Source organism: Mycobacterium sp., assembly GCF_965229265.1.
Lineage (GTDB): Bacteria > Actinomycetota > Actinomycetes > Mycobacteriales > Mycobacteriaceae > Mycobacterium.
In genome coordinates this window covers 98,597-117,368 of record NZ_CBDDIY010000009.1, presented here as the reverse complement: position 1 = coordinate 117,368, position 18,772 = coordinate 98,597, and the positions used below count along the sequence as shown (strand labels likewise).

Genomic DNA, 18,772 nt, shown 5'->3' with positions numbered 1-18,772 from the left:
CGGGGCCTTAGTCGCTCAGCATCCGCGGCAGTCCGAAGCGCGGCATCACGTCGTTGTCGAATCGGGTCAGCCCGCAAATCCGCTGGCCGGCCAGATCAAGGACCAACAGACCGGCGGCGCGGCGAATCGGGTCGACGCCCGTTCTGATATAGGCCCCGAACGCGGGCTGGCCGTTGGCGCGGGTAGGCACGAGGGTGTACCTGCGGTCGCGGAAAACCTTGGCATAGAACCCCGCGACAGCGTCGAGGCCGTGGTACTCCAGCGGGATCGGGGGCATGGACACCCGCACGTCCGTGGTCAACAGAGCAACCAGGGCGTCAACGTCACCAGTTTGATACGCACGGACAAAGTCCGCGACCAGCGCCTGCTCCGATGCCGAATTCGGTTCTGGCGGAGTGGAATCCCGGCTCAGACCGCCCACAGTCTGGCGGGCCCGTTTCAGCGCGCTGTTCACTGAGGCGACCGTGGCGCCGAGTATCTCGGCCACCTCGCCGGCACGGTAGCCGAGCACATCCCGCAGGATGAGAACCGCGCGCTGGCGCGCCGGAAGTAATTGCAGCGCAGTTACAAAAGCAAGCGAAATGGTCTCCTGCTGCTCGTATGCCGATTCCGGTCCAAGGATAGACGTATCCACGGACTCCAGCAGATGGTCCGGAATGGGCTCGAGCCATACGATTTCGCCGTAGTGTGTCGGTTCGGGCAGCTCAGTCCCAGCGATGCCGACCTCCACAGCCTCTCGTCTCTTCCCCGAGCGCAACGCGCTCAGGCACTGATTGGTGGCTATCCGGTAGAGCCACGTGCGAACCGACGCCCGCTCCTCGAAGCCGTCCAGTGCCCGCCAGGCTGCCAACAAGGTGTTCTGAACCATGTCCTCGGCGTCCTGCAACGAGCCGAGCATCCGATAGCAGTGCACCTCGAGTTCGCGACGATGCGGTTCGGTCAGCGCCCGGAACGCGTCGCTGTCGCCGGCCCGGGCGTGTTCGATCAGATTTCCAGCCATGCCATGTCACCGCTTCACCTCGCACGTGTCGCCGACCCTGCGCGGCGCCCACCTTTATTGACGTTCGGGAGGCGCAAAAATGATCGCGACATCACCGCCCACTTTGGGGCGGACCCGGCATCTAACTCTTCGACAGGTTTGTTCGTTTCACCGAGGAGAAGCTGTGCCCATTGCAGACAAGACGGTGCTCGTGACCGGTGCTAATCGGGGAATCGGTCGGGCCCTGGTGCACGAAGCGCTACGTAGAGGCGCCCGGTGCGTCTACGCCGCCACACGCCGACCGTTCACCGACCCCGACGATCGGATCCGGCCGGTGACGATGGATGTCACCGACCGGGAGCAGATTCGGCGGGCCGTCGAATAAGTCGGCGCGCTGGACATTCTGATCAACAACGCCGGGATCGCCGCCTATGACGATTTGTCGGATCGGACCGTCATCGAACGTCACCTCGCCGTGAATTTCTTCGGCACCTACGACGTCGTCGGGGCTTTCCTGCCGAAGCTACTCATTTCACGCGGGACCATTGTGAACAACTCGTCGCTGAACGCGCTTACGCCACTGCCGCTCATCCCGGCGTATTCCATCTCCAAGGCCGCATCCTTCAATCTCACCCAGTCGTTGCGCGCTCTGCTCGCGCCGAACGGGGTCCGCGTGCAGGCGGTTCTCACCGGTCCCGTCGACACGGACATGACGCGGGGATTCGATATCCCGAAGGCCACAGCGGAATTCGTGGCGGGTGCGATCCTCGACGGAATCGAGAGTGGACACGACGAGATCTTTCCCGATCCTATGTCGCAGTCACTGGCGCAGAAGTGGCGAAGCGGAGCCGCCAAGGCACTCGAAGAGCAGTACGCAGCCCTCACCGGTTCGCGGCTTGGGTAGCGAAGAAGCCATGGAAAGAAAGGAATTCGACATGACGCAACTGCCGGAACTCAAGGTAGCGGTGGTGGGAGCCAGTCGCGGGTTGGGGCGTGGCATCGCCACGGCCTTCGCCGAATCAGGCGCCGAGGTGGTCGCGCTCGCCCGCAACGAAGCAGCGCTGGCCGAGCTGACGAAGAGCCATCCCAACGTCCACACGCGCGTCGCCGATGCCACCGACTCCGCCGCAGCGCGGCGCGTACTGGATGAGCATGAGCCAAATGCCCTGATTCTGGTCGCGGGAGCCACTCCCGTGATGCGTGAGCTGGTGCATCACTCCTGGGAGACGTTCTCGGTCAACTGGGACGCCGATGTGAAGATCGCCTTCACCTGGACGCGGGAAGTTCTTCTGAAGCCGCTGCCGCCAGGCAGCAGGGTCATCATCGTCAGCAGCGGCGCAGCACTGAACGGATCTCCGCTCAGCGGAGGCTATGCCGGATCCAAGGCCACTCAACGATTCATCGCTCAGTACGCCCAAATGGAATCCGAGCGTTCTGATCTGGGCATCACCTTCAGCACCGTCATGCCAAGGATGACCCCAGCCGGCGGCGTCGGACGGACAGGTATTCATGCATACGCGCACCAGGCCAGCCTGACCGAGGATGCGTTCATCCAGCAGCTCGGACCGGTGATCACGCCGGAGATCGCGGGACAGGCGATGATCGACCTGGTGAAGGTCGATCCCGCCGACTCCGCCGCCTGCTACGTGCTGACCGGTGCCGGCCTCGCCCCCTCGGTGGATTCGCGGCACTGACCAGCGACGAGGACATCGACCTGGTTCGAAGTCGCCGGCGGCCGCATCCATCGCGACACGCGCCTGTCGGTCGTGACATCGTTACACCAGATTGGTTGGACTCCAATGGCATTCGCTACACACCTGCGCGGAGTGCAGACCCGACCAGAGCCCGACACGGCACGCGTCCAACACTGGCTGGCCGCCGGATCGGCGGAAAAAACGTCAGGGCACCACGTTGAGATTCGGCAGCGGCGGCAGACCGGGAATCTGCGGCGGCGGCGGCAATCCGGGGATCAGCGGCCGACGTGTCGAGGTGGTCGTGGTGTCCCACTCGGTGGTGGTTGTCGGCGTCGTGGTCGTGGTGGTCGGCGTCGTGGTCGTGGTGGTCGGCGTCGTGGTGGTCGTGGTCGTGGTCGTGGTGGTCGGCGTCGTCGTGGTTGTGGTGGTCGGCGGCGTCGTGGTCGTGGTCTCCACGGTCACGACGGTGGTCAGGGTCTGCGGCGCGGGTGCCTGCTCCGTCACGGTCTGGACCGGAGCGTTCGTCATCGTGACGGTCTCCGCCGGCGGTGGCGCTTGCGGCGGGGAGCTCACCACCGACGAGATCGCGGTGGCCGGAAGGGGTTTGACCGATGGTGTGCTCGGCGTGCTGGTTCCGGTAAGGGTGTAGGCGAAACCCCCGACGGCCACTGCCGCCACGGCGGCCGCCCCGCCGAGCAGCAGCGGCACGCTGCGGGTCAGGCTCGAGCCGCGCTTCTGAAGCGGCTCCCCGCCGAGGATCGACAGGTCCTCGTCCTCGGCGTCGCTGTAGCCGCGGTAGTCGGCGTCGCTGTAGCCGTAGGACTGGTCGTACCCGCCGGCCTCGTCCGGCACTTCGTCCCTGGACCAAGCCAGCGGCGCGGCCATCGTCGCCGACTGCGGACCGAGGTCAGCGATCAGCGGCGCCGGAGCCATGCCGGTCGGCGCGTCGGCAGCCAGTTGCCGGGCCGCGGCCACGCTCGCTCCCAGCGCCGCATCCAGATGCGGGTGCGCGGAGACCGTGACCGGCATCTGCAGATGCCCGGAAAGTTGGTTCACGGCGACCGGTGTCACCGATTCGCCGATCACGGCGACTGCACTGATATCGGCGCCGCCGATCCTGGCGCGCTCCAGCGCGCCGTCCAGCGCTCGCAGGAATTCAGTGCCCTCGCCGGAAAGTTCCGCGATACGGGTCGTCTCCCCGATCTGGCGGTAGTCGGCAGCCGCGTCGGCAAGCGTGACGGAAATGCCGCCGCCACCGAAGTCGCAGACCACGATCACACCGTGGGCGGGAAGGCCGGGATCGCGCTGCAGCGACCGCAAGGCCGCCGAGGCATCGGAGATCAGCAGCGGTGGGCTGGCCGCGGCGGCGAGCGCCGGCAGGCTCCACAGCGCATCGCGCAGCGCGTCACGGCGACCGGGCCCCCAATGCGCCGGAACCGCGACGCCGGCCACCGCGGCAAGTCCGGGGCCGGCGGATTCGGCGAGGTCGGACAGCGCGGCGGCCAGCAGTTGCTCGGCGCGGTAGGCCAATCCGTCGGCGCCGACCAGCGGCACCGGGTCGCCGACCCGCTCAACGAACCCGGTCCACTGCTGCTCGGCGAGCGCCAGCACCGCAGGTCGGACGAGCGGCGCGGACCCGGTGCGCGCGGCGACCAGACTGGTGGCGCCCACGGAGATACCCAGTGGTTGCGTCATCCGGCCATGATCACCACGGTCCGGCGCCGAAGTCACTCAGGCGCGCCGGTCCGGATGGATCCTATGACCTAACTGTGACTGCGCTTGGTGCTCATGCTCTTTGCGCCGTGCTGGTCGAGATAGGCGCAGATCACCTCCACCAGCGCGGCCAGTTCCCGGCCGGCGTCCAGCGGGACGGCCACGATCAGTTGGGAGATCGCCAGCCCGCGCATGGTGGCCCAGATCAGATCGCCGATCGCGGTGGCGTGCGGACTGTCCAGCCCCTCGGCGATGTCGCGACTGAGATCTGCTATCGCCCTTTGTAATTCGATGAGGTGGCGGGTGGCGCGCTTGTCGCGCATGGCCCGGGTGGCGATGAGGATCTCCAGCGAAGCCCGCGAGGTCGGGCTGGAGAACACCTCCCAGGCCGCGTGGACCACCAATTCCACCCGCGTGCGCCGGTTCTGCTCGGCCGACGGCGGCGGCAGGCTGCGCAGCGAGTCCAGCAGCTGGGCGAATCCGCGGTCGACGACGGCCATCAGCAGCCCATCGCGATCACCGAAGTGGTACTGCACTACACCCCAGGTCACCCCGGCCCGCTCGGCGATGTGCTTGGCGCTGGCGGCGGCGAAGCCCTCCTCGACAACGCAGCGCACCGTCTCGTCGAGCACCGCTTCGCGGGTGCGGTCAGCCCGAAGCTGACCGCCGCCGGGCCGGCGCCGGGGTGCGATGTTGGGCGCCATGGTTCACCACATCACGGAGTCAGCGTGCGCCGCCGGCAGGTCCTTGACCGCGAGCAGGCCGGGCGGTGCGGCGCACACGGCGTCGATGGCGTTGACCGCCCGCGCCGCGGTGGAGATGACGCCGCCGTCGTTGTGGTCGACGCCGTCCAGGCCGAGGTGGGTGTTGATCTCCACGCCCGGATTTCCGCGCACCACAACGCGATGCACCCCCATCCGGCCCTCCGGCGGGTAGGGCCAGTGCGGGGCGGCGGCCGGAGTCAGCCGGTTGACGTGCTCCATGGTGATGACCGGTTCGCCGTCGCGGATGCCCTCCACGGCGAACCGGACCGCGGCGACGTGGCCCGGCGCGACGGTCATCATGGTGCAGTCGATCTGCTCGGAGGCCACCCAGCTTTCGTGCCGTTCGCGTACCTCGTCGAGGTGCACCCCGAACGCCTCGGCCAGCGAACGGACCTGACCGCCCCACAGTGAGGACAGCACGCCGGGCGCGAACATGATCGGGGTGTGGTCCGGCGTCGTCCCGAATCCGAAACTGACACCCGTGAATTCGGCGTCGTCGTAGCTGCCGTAGTCGCAGATCTCCGAGACGGTGACCGAGCTGGCCCGCCCGGCCAGGGTCAGCGCGGTGTACACCAGGCTGTCGCCGGAGAACCCGGGGTCGACACCGTTGATGTACAGCGAGGTGCCGCCGTCGCGGCAGGCCTGCTCCAGCGGCTCGCGGATCCAGGCGTCGGCCTGGTGCGGGGCGACCAGCCACACCATCGAGGTGCCCACCACATTGGTGCCGGCGCGCAGGAACCGGCAGATCTCCTCGATCGCCTGCTGGGGACGCATCTCGGCCTGCGAGGTGTAGACCACACAATCGGCGCCCAGTGCCACCAGCGCGTCGATGTCGTCGGTGGCCACCACCCCGGTCGGCGCATCCAGGCCGCACAGCTGCGCGGCGTCCCGGCCGACCTTGTCGGCACCATGGGCATGCAGACCGACCAGCTCGAGGTCGGGCCGTTCGATGATCATCGGGAGGGCGTGCCGTCCCACGTTGCCGGTGGAGAACTGGATGACCCGCTTCACAGCAGATCCGTGATCGTCTTGAGGCCCGCCTCGTAGAGCACGCCGGGCAGCATCCCGCCGTCGATCTCGATGGTGGTGCCGTTGATGAAATCGGCCTCGCCGCTGCACAGGAACACCGCGGCCCGGCCCACCTCGGCGGGCTCACCGGCCCGGTGCAGGGGAACGTCGCGGAAGTATTTCTCCCCCGCCGGGTCGTCCTTGGGCAGCACGAAGGACTTGAAGTTGTCGGTCATCGTGGGGCCCAGCGCCAGGCAGTTGACCCGCGCCTTGGGTCCCCATTCCTGAGCCAGCGACCGGGTCAGATGGTTCAGGCCGGACTTGGCCGCACCGTAGGACACCAGCGTCGGGGAGCCGGCCGGGTGCCCGGCTCCGCTGGAGATGTTGATGATCGACCCCGTGCCGTCCTGCTCGCGCATCTGGCGGAACACCCGGATGGCGAACCACAGCGGGCTGATCAGGTTCATCTGGATCGCGAACGCGTGGAACAGGACGGTGCGTTCGTAGTCGTCGGCCGCCGCGGGAGCGCCCTGGATGCGCGCGACGAGTTCGGGGACGTCCTCGACGTGCGGGGTCGGTACCGTGCCGCCGGCGTTGTTGACCAGGATGTCGATGCGGCCGTAGTCGGCGACCACGCCGGCGACGAACTCGTCGATCGCGTGGGGATCCCCCTGGTCACAGACCCGTTGTGCGGACCGGGCCAGCCAGTCGGGGTTGTCGGCCACCCCGGGGATGGCCGCCAACGCCCCCCTCGAGCAGCCGATGACCGTGGCTCCGGCCCGCAGCAGCTCGTGCGCGATACCGAGTCCGACGCCCCGGCTGGTTCCGGTGACGACGGCGACCTTGCCGTCCAACGGCGATGTACCACCCACTGTGAGCAACCTCATTCCTGTGGCCGATTTTCATTAAGCGCTCAATATGATTACATGCTCAATGTTCTTGAGCAATGACGCGACGAAGGGCGGCGGAATGGGTCTTCGCGGAGAGGCCGCGATCGTCGGCTACACCGAGTTACCGTCGGTCAAGCGACCGGCAGGGCCGCTGGAGTTCACTCTGGAGCAGTGGGCCCGGCTGGCCGCCGCAGCCCTGGCCGACGCGGGCCTGTCGGCCTCCGATGTGGACGGCATCTGCACCAGCCACGTGCAGGAGTCGCAGATCTTCGTGCCCTCCACGGTCATCGAATACCTCGGCATCAAAGCCAATTTCGCCGAAATGGTCGACCTCGGCGGAGCCAGTGCGTCGGCCATGGTCTGGCGTGCCGCCGCAGCGATCGAGCTGGGACTGTGCAACGCGGTGCTGTGCGTCCTGCCTGCGACGCCGCTGACCCCGATGAGCGAGAAGAAACCCCCCGACTTCGGCGACATGCTGTACTTCGGTGCGTCGAGCAACCGGTACGGCTCCCCGCAGGCCGAATTCGAAATCCCCTACGGCAATCTCGGGCAGAACGGCCCGTACGGACAGGTGGCCACCCGCTACGCCGCCACCTACGGCTACGACGAGCGCGCAATGGCCAAGATCAGCGTGGACCAGCGGGTCAACGCCAATCACACGCCGGGAGCGATCTTCCGCGATACCCCGATCACCGTCGAGGACGTGCTCAACAGCCCGGTGATCGCCGCACCGCTGCACATGCTGGAGATCGTGATGCCGGTGATGGGCGGCGCGGCGGTGCTGGTCGCCGGTGCCGATGTGGCCCGCCGCAGCGCGAACCGCCCGGTGTGGATCAAGGGCTTTGGCGAGCGGGTGCCCTACAAGACCCCCACCTACGCCCAGGATCTGCTGCAGACCCCCATGATCAAGGCCGCCGCATCGGCGTTCTCGATGGCCGGTCTGACGCCTGCCGACATGGACATGGTGTCGATCTATGACTGCTACACCATCACCGCGCTGCTGAGCCTGGAAGACGCCGGCTTCTGCCCGAAGGGCAAGGGGCTGCAGTTCGTCGCCGACCATGATCTGACCTTCCGGGGTGATTTCCCGATGAACACCTCCGGCGGCCAGCTGGGGTACGGCCAGGCCGGCTCGGCCGGCGGCATGCACCACATCTGTGACGCCACCCGCCAGATCATGGGGCGCTCGGGGGCCACCCAAGTCGCCGACTGCAATCGGGCGTTCGTCTCCGGCAACGGCGGCATTCTGAGCGAACAGACCACCCTCGTGCTGGAAGGTGACTAGCCATGGGCGAATTCGACAAGCCGATGCCCATCCCGACCCCGACCACCCAACCGTTCTGGGATGGGCTGGCCGAACACAAGATTCGCATCCAGTATTCGCCGTCGCTGGGCAGTTACGTGTTCTATCCCCGGGTGTTGGCGCCGGGCACGTTGGCCGACGATCTGGAGTGGCGCGAGATATCCGGCGCGGCCTCGCTCTACACGTTCACGGTGGCCTACCGAGCGGTGGCGCCGCATTTCGCCGCTGATGTCCCGCAAATGCTGGCCGTCGTGGAGTGGGACGAAGGACCCCGGTTCTCCACCGAGATCGTCAATGCCGATCCGGCTGACCTCACGGTCGGCATGCGGCTGCGGCCGGTGTTTTTCGATTACCCCGAGGCCGGCGTGACGATGCTGCGCTACGAACCGGCCTGAATCAGCCGACTTTGGCGCTGTCGTCGGCGTCCTGGAATGCGTGGACGCTGTCGAATCGAAGGCACACGGTCGTGCCCAGTTGGGACGTGTCGATGGTCAGCTCGTCGGCCAGGGCCCGCATCAGCGGTATGCCGCGGCCGCGGACGCGGCTCTGGGTGGCCGGGCTTGGGTCGCGCCAGCAACCCTGGTCGGCGACGGTAACGGTGAGGGCGGTGCCGGCTCGGACGGCCTCCACATCGATGGTGCCGACGCCCCCGTTCTTCAGGTAGGCGAACTCAGCAGCGTTGGCCAACGCTTCATTGACCGCGAGAACGATGTCGCTGAACCGGATCTCATCGAGATCCCCCTTGGTCCGCAACCAGGCAGCGACATCGTCGCGAATCCGGGCTGCGTTGTAGGCGTCAGCGACGACGTTGTTGCAAATGAAACGGTCACCGTCAGCAGGGGGACTTGGGTAACTCGATGTCGTCATGGCAAATCTCGTATACCCAACTTCCCGTGATTACTCACCTAGTGCGGCGCGCGCCTCATCCAGTGTGGCGTACAGGCCGACGATATCGGCCAAACCGACGAGTTTGAGTGGTCGGCTTGTCGCGGGCCCACTAGCCACGACGCCGAATCCGATCTCCGCGGGAGCCTGATCGCGGGCTGCCACCAGAACCCCCATGCCGGCCGAGGCCAGGAAATCGACATCACTGAGGTCGACGATGATCGCCGCCGGGCTCTTGGTCAGCGAGTTCGCGATGCTCGACTCGAGTTGCGGGGAGGTCAGCATGTCGACCACACCGGCCGCGGCGATGACGACGGTGCGTCCGAACCATTCTTCGTTGATCACGCAACCCGTGTTGGTAGCCGTGGTCGTGCCGGTGATGGCACTGGCTTGTTCGTCCAAGATTCACCTCACTAGCGCACGCCCAGGTGGGCGTTCGGGGTTACGTCATGCCTGCAAGGCTGCCGTCTGAACCTGGCAAGAACTTAGTGTCAGTTCTGCGCCGATTTGCTTTCGGCGCGGAGCCCTCGGCGGAAAATCACCCGGGGGGACCCTTCCAGGCTAACGTACCCCACCCTTAGATGTGGGATCGGCGGTTAGCGCGAGGAACGTGGCATGGTCGTCGGGCCGCAGCGTGGAGACCAGGTCGGGGCGCTCGGGTAGCAGGGACTGGCCTGGGGCCAGCAACATTTCGCACGCGCCGATGCTCGCGCCAGCGGGCGGGGCCGCGCATCGTGTCCGCCATCGTGGTCGCCATCGTGCACCCAAACCGACAAACGGGCGCAAAAGTGCGAGTGCAGCGCGCCATTTCGTCGACTTCGGCAAGGATGCGTTTCCGGACCGCCACCCACCCGGCGCTCCTATGCTGGGCTGATGGCCGACTCCCCGACGACGCTGCCGCCCGGGCCCCCGCTGCCGCCGGCGGTTCAGGCAGCCCTGATGTCGCGCTACTGGCCCCGGTTTGTGGCCGCGTGCCGACGTCGCTACGGGCATGTCTTCACGCTGCGCATCGCTCAGATCGGGACTCTGGTCTATCTCGACGATCCGGCCGACATCAAGACGGTGTTCGCCGGCGACGTCTCCACATACCATGCCGGAGAAGCGAATTCGATGCTGACCGGACTGCTCGGCCCGGCGTCGGTGTTGGTGGTCGACGACCGGGTGCACCGGGATCGGCGGCGGTTGATGCTCGAGCCATTCCACCGCGACGCAGTGGCCCGCCAGAGCGCGACCATGGCCGAGATCGCCGCGGCCAACATCGCGACCTGGCCGGTGGGTGTGGCCTTCCCGGTGGCGCCGAAGATGTCGGAGATCACCCTGGAGGTGATCCTGCGGACGGTCATCGGCGCCAGCGATCCGGCGCGACTGGCGGCGTTGCGCGAGGTGATGCCCCGCTTGCTGAACCTGTCCGGGTTCCAGCTGCTGGCTATCGGGGCGCCCGGGTTGCAGCGGCGACGGCCGTGGCAGGGGGTGCGCCGCCGCATCGACGAAGCCGATGAGCTGCTGTACGCCGAGATCGCCGAGCGCCGCGCCGACCCGGAACTGGGCTCGCGCACCGATGCGTTGGCCATGCTGGTGCGCGCCGCCGACCAGGACGGGCGCACGATGACCGACGCGGAGCTGCGCGACCAGTTGATGACGCTGCTGGTCGCTGGCCATGACACCACCGCCACCGGGTTGGCCTGGGCGCTCGAGCGCCTGACCCGCCATCCCGCGGCGCTGGCCAAGGCCGTGCGCGCCGCGCAGGCCAGCGCCGCCGGCGATCCCGAGGGTGATGAGTATCTGGATGCGGTGGCCAAGGAGACGTTGCGCAGTCGACCGGTGGTCTTCGACGTCGGCCGGCTTCTGACCCGGCCGGTGGAGATCGCCGGGTACCGGCTTCCGGCCGGTGTGATGGTGGTCCCGGGAGTCGGGTTGGTCCATGCCGACGACCGGATCTACCCGCACGCGCAGCGCTTCGACCCCGATCGCATGGTCGGGGCGGCGCTGAGCCCGACGACGTGGCTGCCGTTCGGCGGCGGGGCCCGGCGTTGCCTGGGTGCGACGTTCGCGATGACCGAGATGCGGGTGGTGCTGCGCGAGGTGCTGCGCCGCACCGAGCTGGAGACGACCAGCGCCCGCGGCGAACGCCAGAAGGTCAAACATGTGATCCTCACACCGCGGCGCGGCGGACGGATCCGGGTGCGTGCGATCCACCGGCCGGCCCCGGCGGCCGATGCGGACGCCGTCGCCCGCTGCCCGGTGAATTCAGTTCAGCCACACTGATAGTCGCCGGCGTGGGTGACGGGTCAGGACAATGCGCGCGATAACCCCAGGGCGGCGGTGCGCACCGCCGAGACGTGACGGGCGGGGTCCATCTGGCGCACCGTTCCGGTGACCGAGACCGCGGCGACCACCGACCCGTCCCCGATCAGCACTGGTGCGGCCACACAGCACAGCCCGGGCGCGGACTCCTCGAACTCGTCGGCGACACCGCGTTGCCGGACCACAGCGAGCTGCTGCTGCAGCAGCCGGGGCGCGATCACCGTTCGGGGGGCCCGCCGGCGCAGGCCGGCCTCGAGCACCCGCAGCAGGGTCTGCGGTGGTGAGAACGCCAGCATCGCCTTACCCAGCCCGGTGCAGTAGGCCGGCATCCGCCCGCCGATCCGGGCCGGCAACGCCGGTCCCGCCTCGGCGCGCAGGCGGTGCAGGTAGACCACCTCGGGAACGTCACCGGTGTCGAGCACCGCGAATTGGACCGTCTCGCCGGTGGCCTCGTGCAGGTCGGCCAGATACGGGGCGGCCAGCCCGGGCAGGTCCTCGCGGGGCGGAGCGCTGCGGGTCGCCTGCCAGCGCAGGCGCAAGCGGCCGTCGCTGCGCTCGACGACGTCCCAGCCGATGAGCTCTCCCAGCAGCCGGTGGGCGGTGCCCTTGGGAATGCCGGTGCGCCGACACAGTTCGCTGAGGGTCAGCCCATCGTCGGCGGCACCCAACGCCGCGACGAGGGTGAACGCGCGGCCCAGAACGGAGTTCGGCGGCTCGGTGCGCTCCCCCTGCTCAGCCACCCCGTCCACCTTCCCTGTCGCGAGCCGAAAGCCCAGCATATCGGGCAGGTCAGGGGTCGCGCGTCAGCCCATTGCGGGTTGCCGGTCTGGGCTCAGTGACGGTGCGTCACCGACCACGCCGGCAGTGGGTCGGGGTACGAGACCCACGCGGCGCGACCGGCGGCCATTTCGGCGTCGGTCAGCAGGGCCGACGCCAACAGCGTGTGCACCCTGCTTTTCTCCAGCCGAACGCCGATGAACACAATCTCCTGGCCGGGCTCGATGTCGGTGCTCGACCAGAATTGGGCCGGCTCGATGACCAGATTGGGCCCGGCCTGCGACCAGATGGCCGCCACGTCGGGCCGCGTGGCAATCCAGCAGAAACCCTTGCTGCGCAACAAGCCTCGGACCTGATCCAGCGCGTCGGCCAGCCGCAGGGGGTGAAACGGCCGGTCGGCGCGAAACGTCATGCTGCCGATGCCGTACTCCTCGGTCTCGGGCGTATGCCCGTTGGCGATCTCCTCATCCCAGCCCGGGGCCTGGGCCGCCAGCTCGGGATCGAACAGCCCGGTGTCCAGGACGGTCTCCAGCGCAACGATGCCGTGTGCCGTCCGCTCGATGCGCGCGGTCGGATTGAGCCGACGCACAACGGTTTCCACGGTCGCCACCGCCTGCTCGCTGACCAGGTCGGTCTTGTTGAGCAGAATCACGTCGGCGAACTCGACCTGATCCACCAACAGGTCGGCGATGTTTCGCGCGTCACCGTCGGCCACGGCCAGATCGCGGCGGGCCAGCGCCTCGCCGCGGGCGAGTTCGGGCAGGAACGTCGCCGCGTCGACGATGGTCACCAGGGTGTCCAGCCGGGCCAGGCTGCTCAACGCGAAGCCGTCGTCGAACTCCCAGCCGAAGGTTGCCGCCACCGGCATCGGCTCGGAGATGCCGGTGGACTCGATGACGATCTGGTCGAATCGTCGTTGCCGGGCCAGGTCGCCGACCGCGGCGACGAGGTCTTCGCGCAGGGTGCAGCAGATGCAACCGTTGGTGAGTTCGACGAGTTTCTCCTCGGTGCGGTCCAGGTGGCCCTGGCCCGCGATCAGCGCGGCGTCGATGTTCACCTCGCTCATGTCGTTGACGATCACGGCGACGCGCCGGCCGTCCCGGTTGGCCAGGATGTGGTTGAGCAGCGTGGTTTTTCCGGCACCGAGGAAGCCGGACAGGACGGTGACGGGAACGAGGTCGGTGCGGGAAGCGGGCATGGCGCCTAATGATAATGATTTTCAATAAGAATGCCAGCCTCCGCCCACTCAGCCCGGCGGTGACCCGCCCAGCACCGCCAGCACGTCCGCGGCGGCAGCTTCCCCCGAGCGCACCGCCCCGTCCATGTAGCCCATGGAACGGGTCGCCGTCTCCGCACCGGCCCAGTGGATCGGACCGACCGCGCGGCGCAGCGCGGGACCGAAGTTGGTCCAGGTGTTGGGCGGAAGGAACGCGCCGTAGCATCCGCGAGTCCATTCCTCGTCGGCCCACACCTTGTCGACGTACACCTGCGCGGTGGCGGCCCGCGGACCGAACAGGGTGGCAAAGCAGCCCAGTACCGCCGCTCGCCGACCGGCCTGGTCGAGGCGGCCGAAGGCGCGGGCCTGGTTACCTTCCAGGAAGCCCAGGAGGACGCCAGGTCGCCCCGATGGCGGGGAGTTGTCGAAGACCACTTTCACCGGTCCGCTGATGCTGACGCCCTGCCCGGACAGGCCGTCGGCGCGCCAGAACGGCTCGTCGTAGACGGCCATGCATTTGATCACCGAGCCGTTGGGCATGCGCTGAGTGAGCAGGTCCCGGTCGGCCGGCAGCGCCGGGTCGTAGCCGAGTCGCCCGGCAAGCGCTGGGCTGGTCGCCACGATCACCTGCCGGGCGCGCACGGTGGCAGCGTCGGTGCGCACCTCGACGTCCGCACCGCCCCAGCCGATGGAGCGGACGGGTGTATCGAGGCGGATCACGTCGGCGAGTTCGCTGGCCAGGGCCAGTGCGATGCGCTGGGATCCGCCGACGATCCGGCTCTGCTGGGCACCGCCGCGGGTCGAGATGAGCCGCTGCAGGCCGTGATTGGCGTTGGCGTAGGCAAGAAAGTGCAGCAACGACAGGTCGGCGGCGTCGGCGGCCCACACCGCTTCGCACGCCAAGCCGATGAAGGCCCTGCCGACCCGGGTGCGCACGTTGCGCCGCGTCCAGGAGGCGACGGTCTGGGCGTCCCAGTCCCGGGCCCGCGTGGCCGTCCACGGCGCCGCCGGATCCACCCGGCGCGCCATCGACTCCAGGCGACTCAGGCCCACCTGCAGGTCGACCAGCTCCAGTGGCCCGGCCTTGGGGATGTCGCCGGTGTAACGGCGCACCCGCCCGTTCTGCTCCCAGAGTTTGGCGCCGTCGTCGTGGGTGTCGAAGGTGGTCAGGCCCAGTTCGTCGATCAACGTGATGATCCGGTCCTGGCCGGGGCCGACCCACTGGCCACCCACTTCGACGACGGTGTCGCCGAAGCCGGGGCCCAGGCTGTGGTTCAGGGTGCGGCCGCCGACCCGGTCGCGGGCCTCCAGCACGACGACGTCGACGCCCGCGCGGTGCAGGGTTCGGGCCGCCATCAACCCGGCCAGGCCGGCGCCGATCACCACCACATCGACGGTGTCCCGCATGCGCCCCTCCGTAGCTCGGCCGGTGTTGCCGGCAAGGGTACCCAGCCGGTGGCGGCCTCGGCCGAGAGGTCCGAATTCTGTTCCCGCCGAGTCGAATCCAGCACGCCTGTGTCGGGATCAGAGTGCCGGAAGGATCCTGCGGACGATGGCCACCGCCGAGGCGGCAACTTCGTCGACGAACGTCGCGAAGTCGAATCGGGAGTCGTTGCCCGCCAGATCCGACAGTGCCCTGATCACCAGCCACCCAACACCGAAGGCGTCGGCGACTTGGGCCACGGCCCCACCTTCCATCTCGACGGCGAGTCCGCCGAACTCGCGGTGCAAGCGGTCTCGGGTGGTGGCGCTGTGCAGGAACTGATCACCCGAGAGGACGGTGCCGTAGACGATCCGTGGCGCCTGCCCCGCCCCACCGGCCGGCGTGGACAGCGCGGGCAGCGCGTAGCCGTCGAGCCGCTCGGCCACCCGCGCCAGCAGGGCGGGGTCGGCGCCGAAACCGAAGCGGTCGGTGGGGTTGATGAACGGCACGTGTCCCGCTTGATAGGCCACCAGGCCGTGGTCCTCGATCACCCCGGCATCGTGCTGGATGATCCGGTCGGCGACCACCACGTCACCCACCGCCAACGCCGGATCCACCCCGCCGGCGACACCAGAGAACACGATCGACGAGCAGCCGAAGCGCGCGGCCAGCACCGTGGACACCACCGCGCTGTTGACCTTGCCCATGCCCGAGCCCACCAGGACGACGTCGTGCCCGTCCAAGGTGCCGGCCAGGAATTCGGCGTGGGCGACACGGGTGGACTGCGGGTCACGGATCAGCGCCTGCAGGTGAGCGAGCTCTTGGGGGATGGCGGATATCAGGCCGATGGTCACGCCACAGTGTGCTGGCCCGAACCGCGACCGGACAAGAGTCGAATGGGTTGTGCGACCGGCGGGTTCGATCATTGGGCGGCGCGACCCGCCCGCAACCCTAAACTTGCACCATGCCACTAGGACGGGACTATGCGGGCCAGGACTGCGCGCTGGCGCGGGCGCTGGCGATCCTCGGCGAGCGCTGGACGATGCTGATCGTCCGCGACGCATTCCACGGATTGACCCGCTACGACGAGTTCCTGCGCAGCCTGGGACTGGCGACCAACGTGCTCAGCGCCCGGTTACACACGCTCGTCGAACACGGGATCATGGAGCACACCGGCCCGCGTGGTTCCTACCACCTGACCCAGAAGGGTCGCGACCTGTTCCCGGCACTGGTGACGATGATGGCCTGGGCCGACCGCTACGAGCCGGGGCCAGACGGGCCGGAGGTGTCGATTCGCCACGTCGGCTGCGATCACGACGCGGGTGGGGCCCTTCGGTGTGAGCACTGCGGCGCGCCGATCGAGCTGAGCGATCTGCGGGTCGTGCCGACGCAGGAGACCTTCGGCCCGGACGGCCAACCGCTCACCCTCACCCCGCCGCAGCTGGCGGCCTGGGGAGGCCGTTCCCGGCGTCGCTGACCCGCACCCTGCGCGCGGCGGACCGACGCATTCGCCACTTTACTTGCATGGTGCAAGTATGCTGATGCCCGAGACGCCCACCCACCCGGAGCCGCCATGTCGATCAGCTCGCAACTCGGCCGGGACTGTCGCGCCCGAATCCCGGCCGGCACCATCGCCTATCGCGACGTCGGCACCGGGCCGCCGATCGTGTTCGTCCATGGCGTCGCCGTCAACGGTGATCTGTGGCGCAACGTGGCGCCGCAGCTGGCAGGTCGCTATCGCTGCCTGACTCCCGATCTGCCGTGGGGGTCCCATGCGGTACCGCTGGAGCCCGACGTCGACCTGTCACTGCCCGGGATGGCGCGCATCACCGCCGACTTCATCGCCGCCCTCGACCTCACCGACGTCACGGTCGTCGCCAACGACACCGGCGGGGCTGTGGCCCAAGCCCTCGTCGGCAGGTACCCCGAGCGGATTGCCCGGCTGGTACTGACCTCCTGCGACGCCTTCGAGAAGTTCCCGCCCACACCGCAGAAGTACCTGGAGGTCGCCGCGCGCTCCCGGTTGCTGACCTGGATCGTCGCCTATACCGCGCAGTTCCGGTTCATCCAACGACTGCCCACCGCCTACGGGTATGTCACCTCGCGAGCGATGCCGGCGGAAATCATGGCCTCCTACACCGGCCCGATCCGCCGCAATCCCGGTGTTCGCCGGGACTTTCGGCGCATGCTGGCAGCGGTCGACACCAGGTTCACCTTCGCGGCCGCCGCCCAGCTGCCGAGTTTCGACAAGCCTGCGCTGGTGCTGTGGGCCCAGGACGACAAGATCTTTCCCCGCGAACACGGGCAGCGACTGGCAGACCTGTTGCCGCAAGGCCAATTCGGGCTCATCGCCGACAGCCGCACCTTCATCCCCGAGGAACAACCACAGCGGCTGGTCGCCGCGATCGAGGAGTTCCTTGCCGCGCACCCGATCGGTGCGGGGTAACGGCGTGGCCAGGCCGCCGGTCGGATCGCTGGAATGGGAGCGCAACGGCGGCCCGCCGCTGTCGCTGCCGCAACGCCTTTCGCTGTTGAGCGGCACTGCGGTGGTGTTGCTCGGTGATGCCGGGCCTCGGCTGCGGTGGACGCTGGGTCACCGATGCGGGCACACTCCGCGCCCGCCGCGCAAGATCGACCTCGCACCGTGGGCACCATCACCGACCGAGGCGGTGCGGGCCGCTGAGGCCTATCTGCGCGAGGTGGCCAGCCAGGAGATCATCGATCACAGCTACCGCACGTACTACTTCACCGCGATCCGCTATGAACTGGACGGCAGCCCAGTGCCGCTGGATCGCGAAGCACTCTGCGTCGCAGCGCTTCTGCACGACACCGGACTGTTCGACGCAGAGCGCCGCGGATGCTTCACCGTCGCCGGCGCCCGGCGGGCTCGCCAAATCGGAGCAGACGCGGGATGGGACACCGCTCGCCTCGACGCCGCAGCACTGGCGATCACCACGAACCTGAATCCGTTCGTCCCGGTGCATCGATACGGGCCGGTGGCCCACTACCTGCAGGCCGGCGGGCTCGTCGACGTGCTGGCCCAGCAGTGGCGGGTACATCCGGGCAACCTGGCCGAGATCGTGGACCGCTATCCGCGGGACGGATTCGCCGAGGACACCGCGCGGCTGGTGCGGCGAGAGGCCCGGCGGAATCCGGGATGCCGATTCGCCTGCTTCGGACCGATATTTCCCACCGCGGTTCGCTGGAGCAATTTCGCGACGCCCTGAGGGCGGGCCGCGGCCAACGCGTGGCCGGCAAAACTCCTGAGTGGTCCCGGCTGGGATCGAACCAGCGACCTTCCGCGTGTGAAGCGGACGCTCTTCCACTGAGCCACGGGACCGGTTGGCGGACACACCCTAGGGGTGGCGAACACGCCGAGGAGGAACACTAGCACGACATCCCCGCGGGACCGGAATGCCCTCCTCACCGCGCGTGACCATAGGGATTTGTGTGGTTTCGGTCAGTTCGACTATTGTCGTGGATCGCACCGGGTGACGATCTCAGCCGGAGCACGCGGATGTAGCGCAGTTGGTAGCGCATCACCTTGCCAAGGTGAGGGTCGCGGGTTCGAATCCCGTCATCCGCTCGAAGGTGCAACGGCATCAGACCCAACGGTGGAGTGGCCGAGTGGTGAGGCAACGGCCTGCAAAGCCGTGCACACGGGTTCGATTCCCGTCTCCACCTCCGAGATAGGTCCCGCGCGATTAGCTCAGCGGGAGAGCGCTTCCCTGACACGGAAGAGGTCACTGGTTCAATCCCAGTATCGCGCACCACGCTTACCAGCAAGAATGGCCATGAGGCTCCACCTCGGGACCT

At 68.1% G+C, this 18,772-nt stretch carries 18 protein-coding genes, 4 tRNA genes and 1 pseudogene; 11 read left to right on the top strand and 12 right to left on the bottom strand.

The window, feature by feature from the left end:
- Positions 1-7 precede the first annotated feature (7 nt).
- Complete coding sequence (locus ADBZ9K_RS01445) at positions 8-1,000, bottom strand: RNA polymerase subunit sigma-70 (protein ID WP_526618008.1); 993 nt, start codon at positions 998-1,000, stop codon at positions 8-10.
- Between the two features lie 79 nt (positions 1,001-1,079).
- On the opposite strand from ADBZ9K_RS01445, the pseudogene ADBZ9K_RS01440 reads away from it, so the two are divergent.
- Positions 1,080-1,883: pseudogene (locus ADBZ9K_RS01440) on the top strand (SDR family NAD(P)-dependent oxidoreductase).
- A gap of 10 nt (positions 1,884-1,893) precedes the next feature.
- Positions 1,894-2,673, top strand: a complete 780-nt coding sequence (locus tag ADBZ9K_RS01435) for an SDR family NAD(P)-dependent oxidoreductase (protein WP_526618007.1) — start codon at positions 1,894-1,896, stop codon at positions 2,671-2,673.
- Between the two features lie 204 nt (positions 2,674-2,877).
- On the opposite strand, the gene ADBZ9K_RS01430 is transcribed toward ADBZ9K_RS01435, so the two are convergent.
- The 4 genes from ADBZ9K_RS01430 to ADBZ9K_RS01415 form a co-directional block, all read right to left on the bottom strand.
- A complete protein-coding gene (locus ADBZ9K_RS01430) occupies positions 2,878-4,368 on the bottom strand; it encodes a hypothetical protein (RefSeq protein WP_526618005.1) in 1,491 nt (496 codons plus the stop codon).
- A gap of 68 nt (positions 4,369-4,436) precedes the next feature.
- Positions 4,437-5,090: a TetR/AcrR family transcriptional regulator gene (locus ADBZ9K_RS01425; RefSeq protein ID WP_526618004.1), complete on the bottom strand. Its 654-nt coding sequence runs from the start codon at positions 5,088-5,090 to the stop codon at positions 4,437-4,439.
- Positions 5,091-5,093: 3 nt separating this feature from the next.
- On the bottom strand, positions 5,094-6,161 hold the full coding sequence (locus tag ADBZ9K_RS01420) for an NAD(P)H-dependent amine dehydrogenase family protein (protein ID WP_526618002.1): 1,068 nt from the start codon (positions 6,159-6,161) through the stop codon (positions 5,094-5,096).
- Entirely contained in the window at positions 6,158-7,030 is an 873-nt protein-coding gene (locus tag ADBZ9K_RS01415) for an SDR family NAD(P)-dependent oxidoreductase (RefSeq protein WP_526618000.1), read from the bottom strand. Before ADBZ9K_RS01415 ends, ADBZ9K_RS01420 begins: the two co-directional genes overlap by 4 nt.
- 97 nt (positions 7,031-7,127) lie before the next feature.
- Here ADBZ9K_RS01415 and ADBZ9K_RS01410 point away from each other — a divergent pair, with 97 nt between their 5' ends.
- Positions 7,128-8,333 carry a thiolase family protein gene (locus ADBZ9K_RS01410; protein WP_526618227.1) on the top strand — a complete coding sequence of 402 codons (1,206 nt, stop codon included), beginning with the start codon at positions 7,128-7,130 and terminating at the stop codon, positions 8,331-8,333.
- Between the two features lie 2 nt (positions 8,334-8,335).
- Entirely contained in the window at positions 8,336-8,746 is a 411-nt protein-coding gene (locus tag ADBZ9K_RS01405; protein WP_526617999.1) for a Zn-ribbon domain-containing OB-fold protein, read from the top strand.
- 1 nt (position 8,747) lies between these two features.
- Here ADBZ9K_RS01405 and ADBZ9K_RS01400 read toward each other — a convergent pair whose 3' ends face one another.
- Positions 8,748-9,218 carry an ATP-binding protein gene (locus tag ADBZ9K_RS01400; RefSeq protein WP_526617998.1) on the bottom strand — a complete coding sequence of 157 codons (471 nt, stop codon included), beginning with the start codon at positions 9,216-9,218 and terminating at the stop codon, positions 8,748-8,750.
- A 30-nt stretch (positions 9,219-9,248) separates the two neighbouring features.
- Positions 9,249-9,638 carry an STAS domain-containing protein gene (locus tag ADBZ9K_RS01395; RefSeq protein ID WP_526617997.1) on the bottom strand — a complete coding sequence of 130 codons (390 nt, stop codon included), beginning with the start codon at positions 9,636-9,638 and terminating at the stop codon, positions 9,249-9,251.
- A gap of 468 nt (positions 9,639-10,106) precedes the next feature.
- Between ADBZ9K_RS01395 and ADBZ9K_RS01390 the strand changes: the two genes are divergently transcribed.
- A complete protein-coding gene (locus ADBZ9K_RS01390) occupies positions 10,107-11,501 on the top strand; it encodes a cytochrome P450 (RefSeq protein ID WP_526618226.1) in 1,395 nt (464 codons plus the stop codon).
- 23 nt (positions 11,502-11,524) lie between these two features.
- On the opposite strand, the gene ADBZ9K_RS01385 is transcribed toward ADBZ9K_RS01390, so the two are convergent.
- From ADBZ9K_RS01385 to ADBZ9K_RS01370, 4 genes are all read right to left on the bottom strand, one after another.
- Positions 11,525-12,280 carry an IclR family transcriptional regulator gene (locus ADBZ9K_RS01385; RefSeq protein WP_526617995.1) on the bottom strand — a complete coding sequence of 252 codons (756 nt, stop codon included), beginning with the start codon at positions 12,278-12,280 and terminating at the stop codon, positions 11,525-11,527.
- Positions 12,281-12,372: 92 nt separating this feature from the next.
- A complete protein-coding gene (locus ADBZ9K_RS01380) occupies positions 12,373-13,515 on the bottom strand; it encodes a GTP-binding protein (protein WP_526617994.1) in 1,143 nt (380 codons plus the stop codon).
- Positions 13,516-13,563: 48 nt separating this feature from the next.
- Complete coding sequence (locus ADBZ9K_RS01375; protein ID WP_526617993.1) at positions 13,564-14,940, bottom strand: flavin monoamine oxidase family protein; 1,377 nt, start codon at positions 14,938-14,940, stop codon at positions 13,564-13,566.
- Between the two features lie 117 nt (positions 14,941-15,057).
- The gene (locus tag ADBZ9K_RS01370) at positions 15,058-15,810 is read right to left on the bottom strand and encodes a 5'-methylthioadenosine/adenosylhomocysteine nucleosidase (RefSeq protein WP_526617992.1); all 753 of its coding nucleotides are present in this window, start codon (positions 15,808-15,810) and stop codon (positions 15,058-15,060) included.
- Positions 15,811-15,920: 110 nt separating this feature from the next.
- On the opposite strand from ADBZ9K_RS01370, the gene ADBZ9K_RS01365 reads away from it, so the two are divergent.
- The 3 genes from ADBZ9K_RS01365 to ADBZ9K_RS01355 all read left to right on the top strand — a co-directional run bounded on the left by ADBZ9K_RS01365 (position 15,921) and on the right by ADBZ9K_RS01355 (position 18,183).
- Positions 15,921-16,433: a winged helix-turn-helix transcriptional regulator gene (locus ADBZ9K_RS01365; RefSeq protein WP_526617990.1), complete on the top strand. Its 513-nt coding sequence runs from the start codon at positions 15,921-15,923 to the stop codon at positions 16,431-16,433.
- A gap of 96 nt (positions 16,434-16,529) precedes the next feature.
- Entirely contained in the window at positions 16,530-17,402 is an 873-nt protein-coding gene (locus tag ADBZ9K_RS01360; protein WP_526617988.1) for an alpha/beta fold hydrolase, read from the top strand.
- A complete protein-coding gene (locus tag ADBZ9K_RS01355) occupies positions 17,374-18,183 on the top strand; it encodes an HD domain-containing protein (protein WP_526617986.1) in 810 nt (269 codons plus the stop codon). Before ADBZ9K_RS01360 ends, ADBZ9K_RS01355 begins: the two co-directional genes overlap by 29 nt.
- A gap of 41 nt (positions 18,184-18,224) precedes the next feature.
- Here the strand turns inward: ADBZ9K_RS01355 and ADBZ9K_RS01350 are convergent.
- Positions 18,225-18,296, bottom strand: a tRNA-Val gene (locus ADBZ9K_RS01350).
- A gap of 173 nt (positions 18,297-18,469) precedes the next feature.
- Here ADBZ9K_RS01350 and ADBZ9K_RS01345 point away from each other — a divergent pair.
- From ADBZ9K_RS01345 to ADBZ9K_RS01335, 3 genes are all read left to right on the top strand, one after another.
- A tRNA-Gly gene (locus tag ADBZ9K_RS01345) sits at positions 18,470-18,542 on the top strand.
- A gap of 27 nt (positions 18,543-18,569) precedes the next feature.
- Positions 18,570-18,640, top strand: a tRNA-Cys gene (locus ADBZ9K_RS01340).
- Between the two features lie 14 nt (positions 18,641-18,654).
- A tRNA-Val gene (locus tag ADBZ9K_RS01335) sits at positions 18,655-18,729 on the top strand.
- The last annotated feature ends 43 nt before the right edge of the window (positions 18,730-18,772 follow it).